Genomic DNA, 18,223 nt, shown 5'->3' on the forward strand with positions numbered 1-18,223 from the left:
CGGCAAAAAGGAGCCCCTCGCATGTCCATCGAGCACCTGGATGTACTGATCATCGGCGCCGGCCTGTCCGGCATCGGCGCCGCCTGCCACCTGCAGAAGCAGTGCCCCGGCAAGTCCTACGCCATCCTCGAAGGCCGCGAGGCCATGGGCGGCACCTGGGACCTGTTCCGCTACCCGGGCATCCGCTCCGACTCGGACATGTACACCCTGGGCTACAACTTCAAGCCCTGGACCGACCCCAAGGCCATTGCCGACGGCCCGTCGATCCTCAACTACATCCGCGAGACCGCCCGCGAGTACCGCGTCGAGGACAAGGTGCGCTACCGCCACCGGGTGCTCAAGGCCGACTGGGACAGCGCCAGTGCGCGCTGGAACCTGCTGGTGCAGCGCGGTGACGAGGAAGAAGCGGTGCGCATGAGCGCGCAGTTCCTCTTCATGTGCACCGGCTACTACCGCTACGACGCCGGCTACACCCCGGACTTCGCCGGGCGCGAGAGCTTCACCGGGCAGGTCATCCACCCGCAGCTGTGGCCGGAGAACTTCGACTACAGCGGCAAGCGCATCGTGGTCATCGGCAGCGGTGCCACCGCCGTCACGCTGATTCCCTCGCTGACCGACAAGGCCGCCCACGTCACCATGCTGCAGCGCTCGCCGTCCTACGTGATCACCCTGCCGGCGAAGGACCCGATCTCCAATTTCCTGCGCAACTTCCTCCCGGAGAAGTGGGTGTACCGCCAGGCGCGGGCGCGCAATGTGACCATGCAGATGATCTTCTTCATGGCTTCCAAGGCGTTCCCCGGCGCCGTGCGCAAGCTCATGCTCAAGCTGGCCAACCTGCAGCTGGGCAAGGATTTCGACATGCGCCACTTCAGCCCGCGCTACAAGCCTTGGGACGAGCGCGTGTGCTGCGTGCCCGATGGCGACCTGTTCAAGGCCCTGCGCCAAGGGCGCGCCTCGGTGGTCACCGACCACATCGAGCGCTTCACCGAGAAAGGCATCCTGCTCAAATCCGGGCAACTGCTGGAAGCGGACGTGATCGTCACCGCCACCGGGCTGGACCTGGTGATGTTCGGCGGCGCCGAGCTGGCCATCGACGGCAAGCCCTTCGACGTCACCCAGAGCATGGGCTATCGCGGCATCATGCTGCGCGACCTGCCCAATCTCGCCGCCATCGTCGGCTACACCAACGCCAGCTGGACGCTCAAGGCCGACCTCTCCAGCGAGTACTTCTGCCGCCTGATCAACCACCTCGACGCCATCGGCATGCGCCAGTGCACGCCACGCCAGACCGACGGCGCGGTGAAGGAAGAACCCTTCCTCAATCTCAACTCCGGCTACATCCAGCGCGCCGCCGACCGCATGCCCAAGCAGGGCGACCGCACGCCGTGGAAGCTCTACCAGAACTACGCGCTGGACCTGGCACTGCTGCGTTTCGGCAAGGTCGAGGATGGCTACCTGAGCTTCACCTCGCCCAGACAGCGCCAGGCTGCTGCGGCGCCGGTAGAAGCGCTGGAGAGCTGATCGCAGCCACGGCGCCCCGCGGTACGGGCGCCGTTCCATCGAATGGCTGGATAGACATTATCGATACGCCGCCCTGCAACGGGACTTCCACTCGGCTTACCATGCGCGCCATTCCCGCTCATGCCAGCCAGAGGATTTTCCATGCTGATCGAAGACGCCATCCGCAGCCGCCGCTCCATTCGTGGTTTCGACACTTCCTACGTGATGAGCCGCGAGGACAAGGACGACCTGCTGCAGCAGGCGCTGCTCGCCCCGACCTCGTTCAACCTGCAGCACGTACGCCTGGTGGAAGTCAGCGACCCGCAGCTGCGCGCGCAGATCCGCGAGGTGGGCTGGGACCAGGTGCAGATGACCGAGGCCTCGATGCTGGTGCTGGTCTGCGCCCAGGTCGACAGCTGGGAGCAGAACGCCCAGCGCGTGTGGGACGGCGCCCCGGCCGAGGTACAGAACTTCATGGTCGGCGCCATCGACGGCTACTACCGCGACAAGCCGCAAACCCAGCGCGACGAGGCCATGCGCAGCTGCGGCCTGGTGGCGCAGACCCTGATGCTCGCCGCCCGTGGCCGCGGCCTGGACAGCGTGCCGATGGTCGGTTTCGACTTCGACGCGGTGGGCAAGCTGATCAACCTGCCGGCCAACCACGCCATCGGCCTGATGATCGCCGTGGGCAAGCAGGCCGCGGAAGCCAAGCCGCGCATCGGCCGCCTGCCGCTGGAAGAGACGATCATCCGCGATCGTTTCTGATCCCGACCCAACGCGCCTCCGGGCGCGTTTTTCATGCAGGAGTGATTGTCTTTTCCTGGAGTGTCAGTACTGGGGCTTCCCCCTCACCCCAGCCCTCTCCCTCAGGGAGAGGGGGCAGTCCGTGCCGGCTGACGCCGAGGTTTCAGCCTTTACCGTACGGTCCCCTCTCCCTGAGGGAGAGGGTTAGGGTGAGGGCCGACCCGAGCGCGGGAGTCCCCGTGGGAGTGGGCTCCATGGCCGTTCACTTCGGCGCCGCCTCGACAATCCGCTCGATCAACCACTGCAACGCCGCATCCCGCTCGCGCTGGGCGAGATAGACCAGCTCCAGGTGGAACTGTCCCACATCGAACGGCAGCTCCAGCACCTGCAACGGCAGCAGCTGCGCGAAGTACGCGGCCAGCCGCGTTGGCAGTACCGTCAGCAAATCCGTACTCGCCACCAGGTGCGCCGCCTGCAGGTAGTTGGGCGTGGTATAGGCGATCTGTCGTTTCAGCCCCTGGCTGGCCAGCCACTGGTCGACCATGCCCTTGGTCTGCCCGCCGGAAACCCACAGGTGGCGCTGCTGGAGGAACACCGGCAGATCGATGCCGCAATCGACATCAGGATGCCCGCGCCGGGCCAGCAGGCGCAGCGTCTCGCTGGCCCAGGGCCGGCGCTGGAAGCGCGCCGGCAGTTCCTCGAAGCGACCCAGCACCAGGTCCAGGTTGCCCTTGTCCAGCGCCTCGCTCGGCAGCGTCGGCGTCAGGTGCTGGATGCTCAGGCCCATGCCCGGCGCCTGGCGCCCCAGACTTTCGAGCAGCTGTGGCATGCACAGCGCTTCGACATAGTCGGTCAGCGCCAGGGTGAAGCGCTGGCGGCTGCGTGCCGGGTCGAAGCTGTCCCCACCGGCCAGGCTCTGGCCGATGCGCTGCAGGGCGTCGCGGATCGGCGCTTCCAGTTCCAGCGCCCGCGGCGTCGGCTGCATGGCCCGGCCCACGCGTACCAGCAGCGGGTCATCGAGCAGCTCGCGCAGGCGGTTCAGCGCGTTGCTCACCGCCGGCTGGCTCAGCGACAGGCGCTCCGCCGCGCGCGAAACGTTGCGCTCGCGCAGCAGCGCATCCAGCACCCGCAGCAGGTTGAGGTCGAAGGTGTTCATATTCATCGGCTGAATGCCACTTATCACAACTCAAAATTTCAAAAATAGTACCGCCTTCCCTAAGGTGAGTGGTCTTCAAACGAGCGTTTCAGGCTGACAAGAGGAACAACATGAGCCAGAACATCCGCATCGCCAGCGCTGCCGTCATCGGCGCCGGCACCATGGGCCGGGGCATTGCCATGTGCCTGGCGAACGCCGGCGTGCAGGTCCTGTGGCTGGACAACAATCCGCAGATGCTCACCCAGGCTCTCGGCGCGGTGGCCGACACCTACGCCCACAACGTGCGCCAGGGCCGCATCGACGAGGCCGAAGCCGCCCGTCGCCGTGCGCGCATCTCCCAGGTGGCGAACTACGCGGCGATCCGCGAAGTGGACCTGGTGATCGAGGCAGTGTACGAGAACCTCGAACTCAAGCAGTCGATCTTCCGCGAGCTGGATGCAGCGCTGAAACCCTCGGCCATCCTGGCTTCCAACACCTCCTACCTGGACGTCGACGCCATCGCTGCGGTGACCTCGCGGCCGTCCCAGGTGCTCGGCCTGCACTTCTTCAGCCCGGCGCACATCATGAAGCTGCTGGAAATCGTGCGCGGCGCCAGGACCGCTCCGGCCGTGCTCGAAGCGGCCCTGGAGCTGGGCGAGCGCATGGGCAAGGTCAGCGTGGTGGCGGGCAACTGCCACGGCTTCATCGGCAACCGCATGCTGGAGAAATACGTCCAGGAATCGCGCCGGTTGATCCTCGAAGGCTCGCTGCCGCACCAGGTGGACGCGGCGATCCAGGGCTTCGGCTTCGCCATGGGGCCGTTCCGCATGTTCGACGTGGTCGGCATCGACCTCGAATGGCGCGCCCGCGAGCTGGCCGGCAAGGGCCAGGACGCGCCGACCGTGCAGGTGGACAACCGCCTGTGCGAGATGGGCCGCTTCGGCCAGAAGAGCGGCAACGGCTTCTATCACTACGAGCCGGGCAGCCGTCAAGCCGAGCACGACCCGGAGGTGGACGCCCTGGTGCTGCGCGAATCCGAGCGCCTGGGCTACGCCCGCCGCGACATCGACGCCGAGGAAATCCTCGAGCGCTGCCTGCTGGCGCTGGTCAACGAAGGCGCGAAGATTCTCGACGAAGGCATCGCCTCCACCAGCGCCGACATCGACACCGTTTACCTCAATGGTTATGGCTTCCCGAAGGACAAATCCGGCCCCATGGCCTGGGCCGATGCCCAGGGCCTGCAGAGCGTGCTGGCGCGCCTGCGTGACTTGGCCGGCGAGCACGGCGCGCACTGGCAGCCGGCCGCACTGATCGAGCGCCTGGCCGCCGCCAATGGCCGCTTCGCCGACGTCAAACAGGAGCATTGAACATGAGTTACCAGGCACCCCTGCGCGACATGCGCTTCGTCCTCCACGAACTGTTCGATGTCAGCGCCCACTGCGAGCTGCTGGGTAACGGCCTCGACCGCGAGCTGATCGACGGCGTGCTGGAAGAGGGCGCGCGCTACACCGGCGAAGTGGTCGCGCCGCTGAACCGCAACAGTGACGAGCAGGGCGCGACCCTGCACAACGGCGAAGTCACCACCCCGGACGGCTTCCGCGAAGCCTATCGGCAATACTGCGACAACGGCTGGGCGAGCATGACCGGGCCGACCGAGTTCGGCGGCCAGGGCTTCCCGCAGATGGTCGCGGCGAATTTCCACGAGATGCTGATGGCCGCCTCGCTGTCCTTCCGCGTCTATTCCGGCCTCACCGAAGGCGCCGTACTGGCGCTGTACAAGCACGGCGCAGCCGAGCTGCAGCGCGACTACCTGGCGAAGATGGTCAGCGGCGTCTGGAGCGGCACCATGTGCCTCACCGAGCCCCAGGCCGGCACTGACCTGGCCCTGCTGCGCACCCGCGCCGAGCCCCAGGCGGACGGCAGCTACCGCGTCAGTGGCAGCAAGATATTCATCAGTGGTGGTGAGCAGGATCTCTCCGAGAACATCGTCCACCTGGTGCTGGCGCGCCTGCCGGACGCACCGGCCGGGGTGAAGGGCATCAGCCTGTTGCTGGTGCCCAAGTTCATCGCCAACGCCGACGGCACGCCGGGCGCGCGCAACTCGCTGAGCTGCGGCGCCATCGAGCACAAGATGGGCATCAAGGGCGCTTCCACCTGCGTGATGAACTTCGACGGCGCCACCGGCTGGCTGATCGGCCAGGCCAACCAGGGGCTGGCGTGCATGTTCACCATGATGAACGACGCGCGCTTCCAGGTCGGCCTGCAGGGGCTGGGGATTGCCGAGCGCTCCTGCCAGGGCGCACTGGCCTACGCCCGCGAGCGCCTGCAATCGCGCGCGCTGACCGGCGCGGCCGAGCCGTCCAAGGAGGCCGACCCGATCATCGTCCACCCGGACGTGCGGCGCATGCTGCTGACCCAGAAGACCCTCACCGAAGGCTGCCGGATGATCGCTGCGCTCTGCGCCCGCGAGCTGGACCTGGAGCATGGCCACCCCGAGGCCGACGGCCGCAAGGCCGCGGGCAAGCGTGCGGCGTTGCTGATCCCCATCGTCAAGTCGTTCTTCACCGACGTCGGCCAGGAGGTGTCCAGCCTCGGCGTGCAGGTCTACGGCGGCCACGGCTACATCCGCGAATGGGGCATGGAGCAGCTGATGCGCGACAGCCGCATCACCCAGATCTACGAAGGCACCAACGGTATCCAGGCGCTCGATCTGATCCGTCGCAAGCTGCTGGGCGACGGCGGCGCGGAACTGAACGCGCTGATTGGTGAACTGGCGGCGGTCTGCGAAACCGCCGGCGCGCGCACTGAGCTGGCTGGGCTGGCGGAAACCGTCCGCCAACGCCTGCTGGAATGGCGCAGCCTCACCAGCGAAGTGATCGCCGCCTGCCAGCGCGATGCGCAGGAAATCGGCGCCACCTCCGTGGACTTCCTGCAGTACTGTTCCTACGTACTGCTGGCCGGCCTCTGGGTACAGGCCGCCGGCGTGGCCCAGGCGAAGCTGGCGGCCGGCGAGGGCGACGCGGACTTCTACCGCGCCAAGCTCGCCAGCGCCGAGTTCTACGTCAGGCGCATCCTGCCGCGCGCCAGCATGCACCGCGAGGCTTTGCTGGGCGGCGCGGACTGCCTGATGGCGCTGGATGCGGAGCATTTTGCGTTCTGATGGGCGGGTAAAGAAAAACGCCGCGCCGGTTAGCCGGGGCGGCGTTTTTCATAGGGAGGGTCGGTGCCAGGTGTTCCCTCACCCCAGCCCTCTCCCAAGGGGAGAGGGGGCCGTCCGTGCCGAGAGAAATTCTGTTCTCCCTGGCTCACCGGCTGATACCAGACTCCCAGAGCGCTCTGGACAGTCCCCTCTCCCTCCGGGAGAGGGTTAGGGTGAGGGGCTCCTGCTCTGAAATTTCAAGCCCGCTCCCACACCTCGAACGCATAAGCCGGCGTTTCACCCTCCGCGTCATGCTCGATGCTCGACGCCAGGTGCCAGTGCGCCTCGTCCACTTCCGGGAAGTGCGCATCGCCCGTCGGGCTCAGGCCCACGCGGGTCAGGTACAGCCGATTCGCACGCTCCAGCGCCTCGCCATACAGCTGCGCGCCGCCGATCAGCATCAGCTCCTCGGCTTCCTCCTGCTCGGCCCATTGCGCGGCACGCTCCAGGGCGGCGTCGAGGCTGGTGAAGACTTCTGCGCCTTCGAGCGTGAGGCCCGCCTGGCGGGTGACCACGATGTTCAGCCGGCCCGGCAGCGGGCGGCCGAGGGAATCCCAGGTCTTGCGGCCCATGATCACCGGTTTGCCCAGGGTCATGGCCTTGAAGTGCTTGAGGTCCTGCGGCAGGTGCCAGGGCAGGCGGTTGTCGACGCCGATCACGCGGTTTTCGGCCAGGGCGGCGATCATCGCCAGGGGCAGTGCTTGGGGCATCTCGACTCCAGTGGTGAACATCAGCGGGAACTCCCGTTGCCAGAGGATACCAGCCGCTCGCCGTCGGCGGGGCCGGCGGCGGGCGGAACGCGCATGAAGAAGGTGCCGTCCTCGTTGACCTGGGTGATACCGGTGGCCAGCACCTTGCGATAGTCCTTGAGGTTGAAGGCCAGGGTCTGGTCCGGGCGCTCGGCCTTGAGCAGCACCTGCGAGTAGGTGATGAGGATCTCGAAGATCTTCAGGTCGCCCGACTGCAGCCAGATATAGGACTGCCCGGCCTGGCGCGGCGGCTCGAAGGCCAGGGAGGCGGCGCCGTCCTTCGGCGCGAATTTCAGGTGCAGGCCCTTGGCGTCCAGCCAGCTGGACTCGACCCGGCCGCCGATGCCCACCAGCGGGAAGACCTGGTGGTAGTTCAGGTGCATCACGTTGTCCTGCAGCAGCGCGCCGGGGCGCTCCAGGCTCACCAGCGAATCCAGGCGCAGGCCGACCAGGCTCATGGCGCCGTAGCTGGGTACGCCGAGCACCTTCACGCTGTCGGGCTGGTAGTCGAGGTTGTCGCCATCGAGCTTCACCGTGCCGGACAGTCGCAGCGGCAGCCACGGCCCGACACCCAGCGGCTGCACCTCGCCGGCCACCAGCAGGCGGTCGCCTTCGACGCTCAGCGTGAAGTCGCGAAGCATGGTCTCCGGGTAGGCGAGGATGTGCTGGTTGAACAGGTTGCCGAGCTGCTCGGGGCTGAGGATCACCTCACCCTCGGAGACCTCGATACGCATGTCCTGCGGGCGGTCGAAGTCGATCGGTGCGCCAGCCTTGAGCGGCACCAGCCAGCCCTTGAGCAGCGGGCTGTGGAAGCCGACGCCGCCCTGGAAGTACATGTCCACGTTGTTCAGCAGGATGCCCACGCCGTCCTGGCCGGAATCGCGCAGGCCGCCCGGCCGGCTGGCCTTGAAGTCCGCTGCCGGCGGCGTCTGCTGGAACCAGCCCTGGCGCAGCACGCCCAGTTCGCGCTGCTGCTTGTCGATGGCGCTCTCGGCGGCGGCCTGGCCGGCCAGCGCGAGGCAGAGCAGGGAAGCGAGGAGGGTTCTCATAGGGTTTTCTCCTCCGGGGCGGGTGCTTTCACCGGCGAGACGGCGATGTGCACCATGCCGTCTTCGCGCAGGCGGATCTCGCCGTATTGCAACTGGCGGCGGTAGTCGTAGAGGTTGAACAGCAGCGGCGCGTCGGGGCTCAGGCTGGTGAACAGCACGTAGGCCTTGACCAGGATGGTCCGCGCCATCTTGATATCGCCGCCCTCGATGAACATGTAGCTCTGCGGCGCCTTGAGCTGCGGCCATTTCAGCTCGGCCAGGTCGCTGCCCAGCAACAGGTCCATGCCGCCGTCGGCGAGCTTCAGGTGGCTGACGGTGAAGTCCAGGCGCGGCGGCGGGAACAGGCCGTCAAGGTCAACGAGGATGCGGTTGCCGATCAGCTGCATGTGCGCGGTGTGCAGTTGCAGTACCTCGGACATCTCGATGGAGGCGGCGGTCAGCGAGGGCGTGACGTCCACACCGTCGACGAAGATCCGCTGCGGCACCAGCGCCACCTTCAGCGGCCCGGCCTGCTCGATCCCGGTGACCATCCGCAGCGGTCGCCAGCGGCCCTTGCGCAGCAGTTCGCCGTTCACTTCCTGGCCATCGGCGCGGGTGCTGAGTTTGAGGTTGCGCACCGGCGCGCCGGCATTGCGCAGCTCCTCGTTGAGCAGGCTGGCGAGGGTGGCGTCGGCGACGAAGATGTCGCCGGCCTGGATGCGCGCGACCATGGACTTTGGATCATCCAGCATCAGTGGTGTGCTGGCGCCGGCCACCGGGCTCATCTGGATCAGCATCCGGCGGATGAAGAAGCCGATGTCGTCGTGCAGGCGAAAGTCGGTGTGGCTGATCCACAGTTGCGAGGTGTTGCTGTCGGATTGCCGCGCGCTGACGTTGGCGTCCAGCACGCGCGGCGGTACCGCCTGCATCAGCGGGGTGTCCGGGCCCCAGTCGGAAGGGCGCACCGGCGGGGTTTCCACGGCCGCCGCGGTGGCGGCGGCGAGCAGCAGGGGCAAGGCACTGAGCAGCGAGCGCAGCATGGCGAGGCCTCATTGTTGTTTTTATAGGGACAGTGCTATCTGCGGAGTCTGAGCCCGCCCACGCCTGGCGAGAGCCCTTCCTTGGTTTGGTTGACGATGCAGGGTGTTACCGGCGGCGCCGGGACGCCGCGGCGAGCAGCGGTTATCCTTGCTGGCGAATACCGATTGTCGGAGAACCCGTGAGCGAGTCCGCCCTCCAATCCCTGTGGCTGAGCGAGGCCGTGCGCCTGCGCGAGGAACAGGTCGGCCCCCTGGAAGACAGCGAAGCCAACCGCCGCGCCATCGTCGCCGGTGGCGACTTCGCCCGGCGCCTGCAAAGCCGCGCGCTGCTGCTGGCCGAACGCGACGGCCAGCGCGCCGCGCTGCGCACCTGGACTCAGGGCGCACGCCTGTCGATCTACCTGTTGCTGGTGCTGGCGCTGTTCACCGGCGGCGGCCTGGCCTTGGCCGCGCTGGGCGACGGGCAGCGTCCGGTCAACGTGTTCTGGGCCCTGGCCAGCCTGCTCGGCCTGCACCTGATCACCCTGCTCGGCTGGACCCTGACCTTCTTCGCCGGCGGCGAGGCGGCCGGCGCACTCGGCCGCCTCTGGCTGTGGCTGAGCGGCAAGCTGGCCCGCGACGCCCACGCCGCGCAGCTGGCGCCGGCGCTGCTGGTGTTGCTGGACCGGCAGAAACTCACGCGCTGGGCGCTCGGCCTGCTGGTCCACGGCCTCTGGTTCGTCGCCCTGACCAGCGCGCTGGGGGTGATGCTGGCGCTGCTGGCGACGCGGCGCTACGGCTTCGTCTGGGAGACCACCATTCTGGGCGGCGACACTTTCATTGCCCTGACCCACAGCCTCGGTGCGCTGCCGTCGCTGCTGGGCTTCCCGCAGCCGGACTCCGAGCTGGTGCGCGCCAGTGGCGATGCCCTGGTGGCCAGCGAGAATGCGCGTCACGCCTGGGCCGGCTGGCTGGTGGGCATCCTGCTGGTATACGGCGTGTTGCTGCGCGGCGCGCTCTGGCTGCTCTGCCTGTGGCGCTGGAAGCGCGGTCGCGCGCAGCTGGCGCTGGACGTCTCGCTGCCCGGCTACGCCCTGCTGCGCGAGCGCCTGATGCCGGCCAGCGAGCGCCTGGGTGTCAGCGATGCCGCGCCGGATGAGCTGATCGAACCGCAGGCGCAGGTTCCGGCTGCCACGGCCGATGGCGCGCTGCTGGTGTCCATCGAACTGCTGGACCGGCCCAACTGGCCGCCGAAGTTGCCAGCAAGCATCGCCAATGCCGGCGACCTCGACGATGGCGCCCAGCGCCGTCGCCTGCTCGAACAACTCACCCGCTACCCGCCGGCGCGCCTGGTGATCGCCTGCGACCCGCGCCGTTCGCCGGACCGCGGCACCCTGGCGCTGATCGCCGAGCTCTCGCGCTGCGCCGCCGCCACCCGCGTCTGGCTGCTGCAGGCGCCGCCGGGCGAGGCGCTGGATGCCGAGCGCCTGGGCGACTGGCATGCCGGCATCGAGCGTCTGCAACTACCGCACACCTCGGCCTCGCCGCTGGGCTGGCTGGAGACCGGGCATGACTGATGCGCTGAAACTGGCCGTGGTCGGCCACACCAACGTCGGCAAGACCTCCCTGCTGCGCACCCTGACCCGCGACGTCGGTTTCGGCGAGGTCTCCCATCGCCCCAGCACCACGCGGCATGTGGAAGGCGCGCGGCTGTCGGTGGACGGCGAGCCGCTGCTGGAGTTGTACGACACACCGGGCCTGGAGGACGCCATCGCCCTGCGCGACTTCCTCGACGGCCTGGAACGCCCCGGCGAACGCCTGGACGGTCCGGAGAAACTGCGCCGTTTCCTCGACGGCAGCGAAGCCCGCGGCCGCTTCGAGCAGGAGGCCAAGGTGCTGCGCCAGTTGCTCGCCTCCGACGCCGGCCTCTACATCATCGACGCCCGCGAGCCGGTGCTGGCCAAGTACCGCGACGAGCTGGCGGTGCTCGCCGCCTGCGCGCGGCCGTTGCTGCCGGTGCTGAACTTCGTTGCCAGCCCGCAGCACCGCGAGGAGCAGTGGCGCGAGGCGCTGTCGCGTCTGGGTCTGCATGCGCTGGTACGGTTCGACAGCGTGGCGCCGCCGCTGGATGGCGAACGCCGGCTCTACGAAAGCCTGGCACTGCTGCTGGAGCGCGCGCGGCCGCAGCTGGACCGGCTGGTGGCTGACCACGAAGCCCAGGCGGTCGCCCGCCGCGAAGCCGGGGCGCGGCTGATCGCCGAATTGCTGGTGGACGTGGCAGCCTGCCGCCAGCTGGTGCCCGCCGGTGATGCGGCGGTGCGTGCGGCGACCGAGACGCTGCGCAATCAGGTGCGCAAGCGCGAAGACTCCTGCGTGAAGGCGCTGCTCAGCCTCTACGCCTTCCGCAAGGACGACGCCCGTGCCGCCGACCTGCCGCTGCTGGACGGCCGCTGGGGCGACGACCTGTTCAACCCGGAAACCCTGCGCCAACTGGGCATCCGCCTGGGCGGCGGTGTCGCGGCCGGCGCGGCGGCGGGGGCGGGGATCGACCTGCTGGTCGGTGGCCTGACCCTTGGCGCGGCGACCGCGCTGGGCGCCATCGCCGGCGGCGCCTGGCAGACCGTCGGCCACTACGGCCAGCGTCTGCTGGGCAAGCTCAAGGGCAGCCGCGAACTGTCCGTGGACGACAGCGTGCTGCGCCTGCTCGCACTGCGTCAGCGGCAATTGCTGGCGGCGCTGCAGACCCGCGGGCATGCGGCGGTGGAGGCGATCCACCTGCAGTCGCCGGAAGACAAGCAGTGGCGCGAAGGCAAGCTGCCCGAGGCCCTGCGCAAGGCGCGGGCGCATCCGGAGTGGTCAAGTCTCAATGGGCGTTTGCGCAGCGAAAAGACCGAGCGGCAGGAGGCGGTGGCGCAGTTGGCGGCGCACCTGCTGGAGCCATGACTGGATAACGACACGACTCGAAGTAGAGACGGAGCTCTAAATGGACATTCCTGAAAGCATGAAAGAAGAGTTGGGCCGATGGAACCATGGCGCGGGAATCGATCTGGAGGGCTGGATAGACTGCACGGGTAACTACGCCTTGGCGGTCGGTTATCTGACGCTGTTCTGGCCAGACTTTGTCGAGTTCGACGGCTACATCCTGCGCAAGGGATTTTCTGAGAGCTCGCTGCGCGGTTTCGAGCGAGTTGAAGGAGCGACCAGGAAGTCGGTGGAATGGGTGATGAACCACCTGCATATCGCCGACATTCATTTCCGCTCGGACGCTCAGCTCGCAGACGACAAGTTAGTGCTGCTGGGAGGTGCGCTCAAGGAGATCTACGAGGCCAAACTGGCGTGGCAGTTTCCTCACTTGAACTGCGTTGTAGAACTCTATGTGCCCGAAGCGGATGGCGACTTCACGGACTATCAGCTTTCGTTCTGGCAGGCCGAGTCCAAGACTGCTTCTAGGCCAGATTGACCATCTCCACTTTGGTTTCGCCTTTGGCCACGGTCAGGATTGCCAGGCAGATCGGCAACTTGAACCGCCGTGGCCCGGCACTCCCCGGATTCAGGTACAGAACCCCATCACGTACCTCATTCAGCGGCTTGTGCGAATGCCCCGCCAGCACCACGTCAATGCCTTCGGCTGCCGGATCGATGGCCAGTTGCTTGAGGTCGTGGATCAGGTAGAGCCGCAGCCCGCCCAGTTCCAGCCGCAGGGTCTCGGGCAACGCCGCGGCCCACTCCTCGGTGTCGTTGTTGCCGCGCACCACCTCCAGCGGCGCCAGGGCGCGGAGCTGGTCGAGCAGTGATTCGGGGCCGATATCGCCCAGGTGCAGGATGCGTTCGCAGCCTTGCAGCGCCGCCAGCGCTTCGGGGCGCAGCAGGCCATGGGTGTCGGCGATGACGCCGATGCGCAGGGAGGTGGTCATGCGAGGAGCATAAACGACGACGCCACCCGAGGGTGGCGTCGTGTCCGGATCAACCGTTGTGCGAGGCCTTGGCGGCGTCGGACTCGGGCAGGAACCAGTTCAGCAGCAGGGCGCAGATGCCGCCGGTGGCGACGCCGGATTCCAGCACGTTGCGGATCGCGTGGGGCATGTGTGCGAGGAACTCCGGCACCTGGGAGATGCCCAGGCCCAGCGCCAGGCTGACGGCGATGATCAGCAGCGCGCGGCGGTCCAGGTGGGTGCCGGCGAGGATGTTGATGCCCGAGGCGGCAACCGCGCCGAACATCACCATCACTGCACCGCCGAGTACCGGCTCGGGCACGGCCTGGATCACCCCGGCGACGCTGGGGAACAGGCCGAGCACGATGAGCATCGCGGCGATCCACAGGCCGACGTGGCGGCTGGCGACGCCGGTCAGCTGGATCACGCCGTTGTTCTGCGCGAACACTGAGCTGGGGAAGGTGTTGAACAGGCCGGCCAGCAGCGAGTTGGCGCCGTTCACCAGGACGCCGCCCTTGATGCGCTGCATCCAGATCGGGCCCTCGACCGGCTGCTTGGATATCTTGCTGGTGGCGGTGACGTCGCCGATGGCTTCCAGCGATGTCACCAGGTAGATCACCAGCATCGGGATGAACAGGCTCCAGGAGAAGCCCAGGCCGAAGTGCAGCGGTACCGGGACCTGGAAGGCTGGCGCTTCGTGCATGCCGGTGAAGTCCAGGCGGCCCAGGTAGCCGGCCAGGGCGTAGCCCACGGCCAGGGCGATGACGATGGCGCCGCTGCGCATCCACACCACCGGGATGCGGTTGAGGATGACGATGATCGCCAGCACCAGGCCCGACAGCATCAGGTTCTCGCCGTTGGCGAAGGTGCCGTTGGCCATGGCGGAGAAACCGCCGCCCATGCTGATCAGGCCGACCTTGATCAGGGTGAGGCCGATCATCAGCACCACGATGCCGGTGACCAGCGGGGTGATCAGGCGCTTCACGAAGGGCAGGATGCGCGACACGCCCATTTCCACGAACGAGCCGGCCATGACCACGCCGAAGATCGCCGCCATCACCGCTTCCACCGGGGTGCCGTTCTTCACCATCAACGCACCGCCGGCAATCAGCGGGCCGACGAAGTTGAAGCTGGTGCCCTGGACGATCAGCAGGCCCGCGCCGAACGGCCCGAAGCGCTTGCACTGGACGAAGGTGGCGATGCCGGAGATCACCAGTGACATCGACACGATCAGGTTGGTGTCGCGCGGCGACACGCCCAGCGCCTGGCAGATCAGCAGGCCGGGGGTGACGATGGGCACGATGATCGCCAGCAGGTGCTGCAACGCCGCCAGCAGGGCGATGGGCAGCGCGGGGCGGTCTTCCAGGCCGTAGACCAGGTCGGGCTGGTCCTTGGCGGCGGACGGGGTCTCAAGAGAGCTCATGGGCGGCGGTCCGGGAAAAAAGAGCGCGATTTTACTGGCCCACGGCGAGATCGCACAGTGCCATGAGGCAAGTCGGGATGAATGGGGAAGGCCTGGTTCCTACGCCGCCGCCTTGCAGTGGCTCCCCGGAGGCTTTCGGCTGGGAAAAAAGTGCCGAATTTTCATCAGGCTGCGCGGACGCATCTGAATGTGCGGCCCCACTGACGTGACTTCACTGGAGTGAGTCCGGGGCCATTCAGGTGCCCGGCTCAATCCTGAGGAACACGCAGATGGTCAAACAACAAGGTTTCACCCTGATTGAGCTGATGATCGTCGTGGCGATCATCGGGATTCTGGCCTCGATTTCCCTGCCGATGTATTCCGATTACTCGTCGCGCTCGAAAGCGGCGGCGGCCGTCGCGGAGATTTCCGGGATCAAGACCGCGGTCGGTCTGTGCGTGGCTGAGGTGGGTTCTACGAAAGGGTGCAATGCCGGGGCATACGGAATTCCTGAGGACTTCGCTCCGACCACCAATATCCCGGAGGGCTACTCGGTCAATAACGGCCTGATCAAGGTCAAGACCAGTGCCACGAATGCTGAAGGCGCTGCGTTGGAAATGGAGCTCAAGCCCAAGGAGGGCAGCACATCCAACCTGATCTGGATCATGTCGGGCAGCATCTGCGATACCGACCGCGGTATAAAGCCCGGTACCGGCGGCTGTGCTGCCACGCCGAAGACCTGATCCGGCAAAGTCCGGACGAGAAAGCCCAGAATGAAAAAGCCCGGCATCCGCCGGGCTTTTTCATCACGCCACCAGTCTCGTAGGGCGCATAACGCGCCAGCGTTATCCGCCGCGTGGCCCCTGGCGGATAACCTGTTCCAGGTTATGCGCCCTACGCTGGGCCGTTACGGAGACTCAACCGTCCAGCAGCGCCTTGTCGCGGACCGCGCCCTTGTCGGCGCTGGTGGCCAGCAGGGCGTAGGCCTTCAGTGCGGTGCTCACCTTGCGCGCGCGCGGTTGAGCCGGTTTCCAGCCCTTCTTGTCCTGCTCGGCGCGGCGGGTCGCCAGCTCTTCATCGCTGACCAGCAGATTGATGCTGCGGTTGGGGATGTCGATCAGTACCTTGTCGCCGTCCTGTACCAGGCCGATGGCGCCGCCAGCAGCCGCTTCCGGCGAGGCGTGGCCGATGGACAGGCCCGAGGTGCCGCCGGAGAAGCGGCCGTCGGTGAGCAGGGCGCAGTCCTTGCCCAGGCCCTTGGACTTCAGGTAGCTGGTGGGGTAGAGCATTTCCTGCATGCCCGGGCCGCCTTTCGGGCCTTCGTAGCGGATGATCACGATGTCGCCCGGCTTCACTTCGTCGGCGAGGATGCCCTTCACGGCGCCGTCCTGGCTTTCGAAGATCTTCGCGCGGCCTTCGAACACGTGGATGGATTCGTCCACGCCGGCGGTCTTCACCACGCAGCCGTCGAGGGCGATGTTGCCGTAAAGCACGGCGAGGCCGCCTTCCTGGGAGTAGGCGTGCTCGACGCTGCGGATGCAGCCTTCGGCGCGGTCATCGTCCAGGCTGTCCCAGCGGGTGCTCTGGCTGAAAGCGACCTGGGTCGGGATACCGGCGGGGCCGGCCTTGAAGAAGGTATGAACCTTCTCGTCCTGGGTCTGGGTGATGTCCCACTCGGCGATGGCGTCGGCCATGCTCGGGCTGTGCACGGTCGGTACGTCGGTGTGCAGCAGGCCGCCACGGGCCAGCTCGCCGAGGATGGAGAAGATGCCACCGGCACGGTGCACGTCTTCCATGTGGTACTTCTGGATGTTCGGCGCGACCTTGCACAGCTGCGGCACCTTGCGCGACAGGCGATCGATGTCGCGCAGGTCGAAGGCGATCTCCGCCTCCTGGGCGGCGGCCAGCAGGTGCAGGATGGTGTTGGTCGAACCGCCCATGGCGATGTCCAGGGTCATGGCGTTCTCGAACGCCTTGAAGCTGGCGACATTGCGCGGCAGCACCGACTCGTCGCCCTCGCCGTAGTAGCGCTGGCACAGCTCGACGGCCAGACGGCCGGCGCGCAGGAACAGCTGCTCGCGGTCGGCGTGGGTGGCCAGCGTCGAACCGTTGCCCGGCAGCGACAGGCCCAGGGCCTCGGTCAGGCAGTTCATCGAGTTGGCGGTGAACATGCCGGAGCAGGAACCGCAGGTCGGGCAGGCGCTGCGCTCGTACTCGGCGACCTTCTCGTCGGAGCAGGAGTCGTCGGCGGCAACCACCATGGCGTCCACCAGGTCCAGGCCGTGGTTGGCCAGCTTGGTCTTGCCGGCTTCCATCGGGCCGCCGGAGACGAACACCACCGGGATGTTCAGGCGCAGGGCGGCCATCAGCATGCCGGGGGTGATCTTGTCGCAGTTGGAAATGCAGACGATGGCGTCGGCGCAGTGGGCGTTGACCATGTATTCCACGGAGTCGGCGATGATCTCGCGCGACGGCAGGGAATAGAGCATGCCGTCATGGCCCATGGCGATGCCGTCGTCCACGGCGATGGTGTTGAATTCCTTGGCCACGCCGCCGTGCTTTTCGATCTCGCGGGCGACCAGTTGGCCCAGGTCCTTCAGGTGCACGTGGCCGGGCACGAACTGGGTGAAGGAGTTGGCGATGGCGATGATCGGCTTCTTGAAGTCTTCGTCCTTCATCCCGGTGGCGCGCCACAGGGCACGGGCGCCGGCCATGTTGCGGCCGTGGGTGGAGGTTTTCGAGCGGTAATCGGGCATGACAGGTTCCTGCGCATCAGGTCACGGGGGAGTCGATCCGGGTCTTCTGTGCGGCGGCGTGCAGCGGGTAGCGCTGGCCGGCGAGACCTTGAGCAAACTCTAAGTCGTATCGTGAGCGCGGTACGCACCGGATGCAAACAGCAGATGGCCTTGCATGGGCGAGGTCGGCGCGGGGCGTGGCGGGGTCACCGCCTGCTCGGCCGGGGCTCACAGGCCCGCCGGGGGATAAATGGCAGGAATGGCCCGATTCTACGCCGGGCCCTGCCGCCAGGGAAAGGCTGGCGGTCGGCACGGGCCTGGACTTTCGCTGCGCTGGCGTGGTCAGAATGGCCGATGACGCCTGTTTCACTCGTTGGTTGAAGGAGCAACGCTATGAAGATCATCCCCATCGCCCTGCTGGCCGCCGTCTTCGCCGGTAGCGTGCAGGCCTCGTCGGACGCGGCCTGGCAGGCCCAGGACAAGCAGCAGCGCGAAGCCTGCCTGGCGCTGAGCCACCTCAAGGGCAAGAAGGTGCTGGGCGCGCCGGTGTTGTTCGACGACAGCGTGGGCTATACGGCGCTGATGATTGGTGGGACCTATGCGCAGAAGCATATGAAGGGCAAACCGGGCCGTGAGCTGTGTCTGTTCGAGCGAAAGACCGGCCAGGCGGTGATCAGCGAGGCGGATTCGCTGATGCCGATGAAATAAGGATCAAGCACCCGTAGGGCGTATAACGCCCCCGGCGTTATACGCCGTCTTCGAGGCACGGGGCCGGCGGAT

Annotated in this window: 16 protein-coding genes; 9 read left to right on the top strand and 7 right to left on the bottom strand. The window is 67.1% G+C overall.

Annotated features, from left to right (window positions below):
- Positions 1-21 precede the first annotated feature (21 nt).
- Together HNP46_RS08825 and HNP46_RS08830 are read left to right on the top strand one after the other, a co-directional pair.
- The gene (locus tag HNP46_RS08825) at positions 22-1,521 is read left to right on the top strand and encodes a flavin-containing monooxygenase (protein WP_184587860.1); all 1,500 of its coding nucleotides are present in this window, start codon (positions 22-24) and stop codon (positions 1,519-1,521) included.
- Between the two features lie 141 nt (positions 1,522-1,662).
- Positions 1,663-2,265 (top strand): nitroreductase family protein, encoded by a 603-nt coding sequence (locus HNP46_RS08830; protein ID WP_184587862.1) that lies wholly within the window; start codon positions 1,663-1,665, stop codon positions 2,263-2,265.
- 241 nt (positions 2,266-2,506) lie between these two features.
- Here the strand turns inward: HNP46_RS08830 and HNP46_RS08835 are convergent, their stop codons facing one another.
- A complete protein-coding gene (locus tag HNP46_RS08835; RefSeq protein ID WP_184587864.1) occupies positions 2,507-3,406 on the bottom strand; it encodes a LysR family transcriptional regulator in 900 nt (299 codons plus the stop codon).
- 104 nt (positions 3,407-3,510) lie between these two features.
- Between HNP46_RS08835 and HNP46_RS08840 the strand changes: the two genes are divergently transcribed.
- Entirely contained in the window at positions 3,511-4,746 is a 1,236-nt protein-coding gene (locus tag HNP46_RS08840) for a 3-hydroxyacyl-CoA dehydrogenase (protein ID WP_184587867.1), read from the top strand.
- A gap of 2 nt (positions 4,747-4,748) precedes the next feature.
- A complete protein-coding gene (locus HNP46_RS08845) occupies positions 4,749-6,539 on the top strand; it encodes an acyl-CoA dehydrogenase C-terminal domain-containing protein (RefSeq protein WP_184587869.1) in 1,791 nt (596 codons plus the stop codon).
- Positions 6,540-6,775: 236 nt separating this feature from the next.
- Here HNP46_RS08845 and HNP46_RS08850 read toward each other — a convergent pair whose 3' ends face one another.
- From HNP46_RS08850 to HNP46_RS08860, 3 genes are read right to left on the bottom strand one after another with little or no spacing between them, the layout of a single operon-like run.
- The gene (locus HNP46_RS08850) at positions 6,776-7,288 is read right to left on the bottom strand and encodes a dihydrofolate reductase (RefSeq protein ID WP_184588154.1); all 513 of its coding nucleotides are present in this window, start codon (positions 7,286-7,288) and stop codon (positions 6,776-6,778) included.
- 20 nt (positions 7,289-7,308) lie between these two features.
- The gene (locus HNP46_RS08855; RefSeq protein WP_184587871.1) at positions 7,309-8,376 is read right to left on the bottom strand and encodes a hypothetical protein; all 1,068 of its coding nucleotides are present in this window, start codon (positions 8,374-8,376) and stop codon (positions 7,309-7,311) included.
- Positions 8,373-9,395 (bottom strand): hypothetical protein, encoded by a 1,023-nt coding sequence (locus tag HNP46_RS08860; protein ID WP_184587873.1) that lies wholly within the window; start codon positions 9,393-9,395, stop codon positions 8,373-8,375. Before HNP46_RS08860 ends, HNP46_RS08855 begins: the two co-directional genes overlap by 4 nt.
- A gap of 179 nt (positions 9,396-9,574) precedes the next feature.
- Here HNP46_RS08860 and HNP46_RS08865 point away from each other — a divergent pair, with 179 nt between their 5' ends.
- Genes HNP46_RS08865 through HNP46_RS08875 form a run of 3 tightly spaced genes read left to right on the top strand, consistent with a single transcriptional unit; the run spans position 9,575 to position 12,834 of the window.
- Positions 9,575-10,951, top strand: coding sequence for a DUF2868 domain-containing protein (locus tag HNP46_RS08865; protein ID WP_184587875.1), 1,377 nt, complete (start codon positions 9,575-9,577; stop codon positions 10,949-10,951).
- Entirely contained in the window at positions 10,944-12,317 is a 1,374-nt protein-coding gene (locus HNP46_RS08870; protein ID WP_184587877.1) for a GTPase/DUF3482 domain-containing protein, read from the top strand. The genes HNP46_RS08865 and HNP46_RS08870 overlap by 8 nt, the downstream gene beginning before the upstream one ends.
- Before the next feature lie 40 nt (positions 12,318-12,357).
- Entirely contained in the window at positions 12,358-12,834 is a 477-nt protein-coding gene (locus HNP46_RS08875) for a hypothetical protein (protein ID WP_184587879.1), read from the top strand.
- On the opposite strand, the gene HNP46_RS08880 is transcribed toward HNP46_RS08875, so the two are convergent.
- The gene (locus HNP46_RS08880; protein WP_184587881.1) at positions 12,821-13,288 is read right to left on the bottom strand and encodes a metallophosphoesterase family protein; all 468 of its coding nucleotides are present in this window, start codon (positions 13,286-13,288) and stop codon (positions 12,821-12,823) included. The genes HNP46_RS08875 and HNP46_RS08880 overlap by 14 nt on opposite strands.
- Positions 13,289-13,337: 49 nt before the next feature.
- The gene (locus HNP46_RS08885; RefSeq protein WP_184587883.1) at positions 13,338-14,729 is read right to left on the bottom strand and encodes a nucleobase:cation symporter-2 family protein; all 1,392 of its coding nucleotides are present in this window, start codon (positions 14,727-14,729) and stop codon (positions 13,338-13,340) included.
- Positions 14,730-14,998: 269 nt separating this feature from the next.
- Between HNP46_RS08885 and HNP46_RS36045 the strand changes: the two genes are divergently transcribed.
- Positions 14,999-15,451, top strand: a complete 453-nt coding sequence (locus HNP46_RS36045; protein WP_184587885.1) for a pilin — start codon at positions 14,999-15,001, stop codon at positions 15,449-15,451.
- A 174-nt stretch (positions 15,452-15,625) separates the two neighbouring features.
- Here the strand turns inward: HNP46_RS36045 and ilvD are convergent, their stop codons facing one another.
- The gene (ilvD, locus tag HNP46_RS08895) at positions 15,626-17,464 is read right to left on the bottom strand and encodes a dihydroxy-acid dehydratase (RefSeq protein WP_184587887.1); all 1,839 of its coding nucleotides are present in this window, start codon (positions 17,462-17,464) and stop codon (positions 15,626-15,628) included.
- A 372-nt stretch (positions 17,465-17,836) separates the two neighbouring features.
- On the opposite strand from ilvD, the gene HNP46_RS08900 reads away from it, so the two are divergent.
- Positions 17,837-18,151, top strand: coding sequence for a hypothetical protein (locus tag HNP46_RS08900; RefSeq protein ID WP_184587889.1), 315 nt, complete (start codon positions 17,837-17,839; stop codon positions 18,149-18,151).
- The last annotated feature ends 72 nt before the right edge of the window (positions 18,152-18,223 follow it).

It is taken from the genome of Pseudomonas nitroreducens (assembly GCF_014204515.1).
Classification (GTDB): domain Bacteria; phylum Pseudomonadota; class Gammaproteobacteria; order Pseudomonadales; family Pseudomonadaceae; genus Pseudomonas; species Pseudomonas nitritireducens_A.

Excerpts from the sequence above, each read along its gene's own strand:
- HNP46_RS08835 (WP_184587864.1), bottom strand. The coding sequence starts at position 3,406 with ATGAATATGAACACCTTCGACCTCAACCTGCTGCGGGTGCTGGATGCG.
- HNP46_RS08885 (WP_184587883.1), bottom strand. The coding sequence starts at position 14,729 with ATGAGCTCTCTTGAGACCCCGTCCGCCGCCAAGGACCAGCCCGACCTG.
- HNP46_RS08855 (WP_184587871.1), bottom strand. The coding sequence starts at position 8,376 with ATGAGAACCCTCCTCGCTTCCCTGCTCTGCCTCGCGCTGGCCGGCCAG.
- ilvD (WP_184587887.1), bottom strand. The coding sequence starts at position 17,464 with ATGCCCGATTACCGCTCGAAAACCTCCACCCACGGCCGCAACATGGCC.
- HNP46_RS08825 (WP_184587860.1), top strand. The coding sequence starts at position 22 with ATGTCCATCGAGCACCTGGATGTACTGATCATCGGCGCCGGCCTGTCC.
- HNP46_RS36045 (WP_184587885.1), top strand. The coding sequence starts at position 14,999 with ATGGTCAAACAACAAGGTTTCACCCTGATTGAGCTGATGATCGTCGTG.
- HNP46_RS08850 (WP_184588154.1), bottom strand. The coding sequence starts at position 7,288 with ATGCCCCAAGCACTGCCCCTGGCGATGATCGCCGCCCTGGCCGAAAAC.
- HNP46_RS08880 (WP_184587881.1), bottom strand. The coding sequence starts at position 13,288 with ATGACCACCTCCCTGCGCATCGGCGTCATCGCCGACACCCATGGCCTG.
- HNP46_RS08900 (WP_184587889.1), top strand. The coding sequence starts at position 17,837 with ATGAAGATCATCCCCATCGCCCTGCTGGCCGCCGTCTTCGCCGGTAGC.
- HNP46_RS08860 (WP_184587873.1), bottom strand. The coding sequence starts at position 9,395 with ATGCTGCGCTCGCTGCTCAGTGCCTTGCCCCTGCTGCTCGCCGCCGCC.
- HNP46_RS08845 (WP_184587869.1), top strand. The coding sequence starts at position 4,749 with ATGAGTTACCAGGCACCCCTGCGCGACATGCGCTTCGTCCTCCACGAA.
- HNP46_RS08870 (WP_184587877.1), top strand. The coding sequence starts at position 10,944 with ATGACTGATGCGCTGAAACTGGCCGTGGTCGGCCACACCAACGTCGGC.
- HNP46_RS08875 (WP_184587879.1), top strand. The coding sequence starts at position 12,358 with ATGGACATTCCTGAAAGCATGAAAGAAGAGTTGGGCCGATGGAACCAT.
- HNP46_RS08830 (WP_184587862.1), top strand. The coding sequence starts at position 1,663 with ATGCTGATCGAAGACGCCATCCGCAGCCGCCGCTCCATTCGTGGTTTC.
- HNP46_RS08840 (WP_184587867.1), top strand. The coding sequence starts at position 3,511 with ATGAGCCAGAACATCCGCATCGCCAGCGCTGCCGTCATCGGCGCCGGC.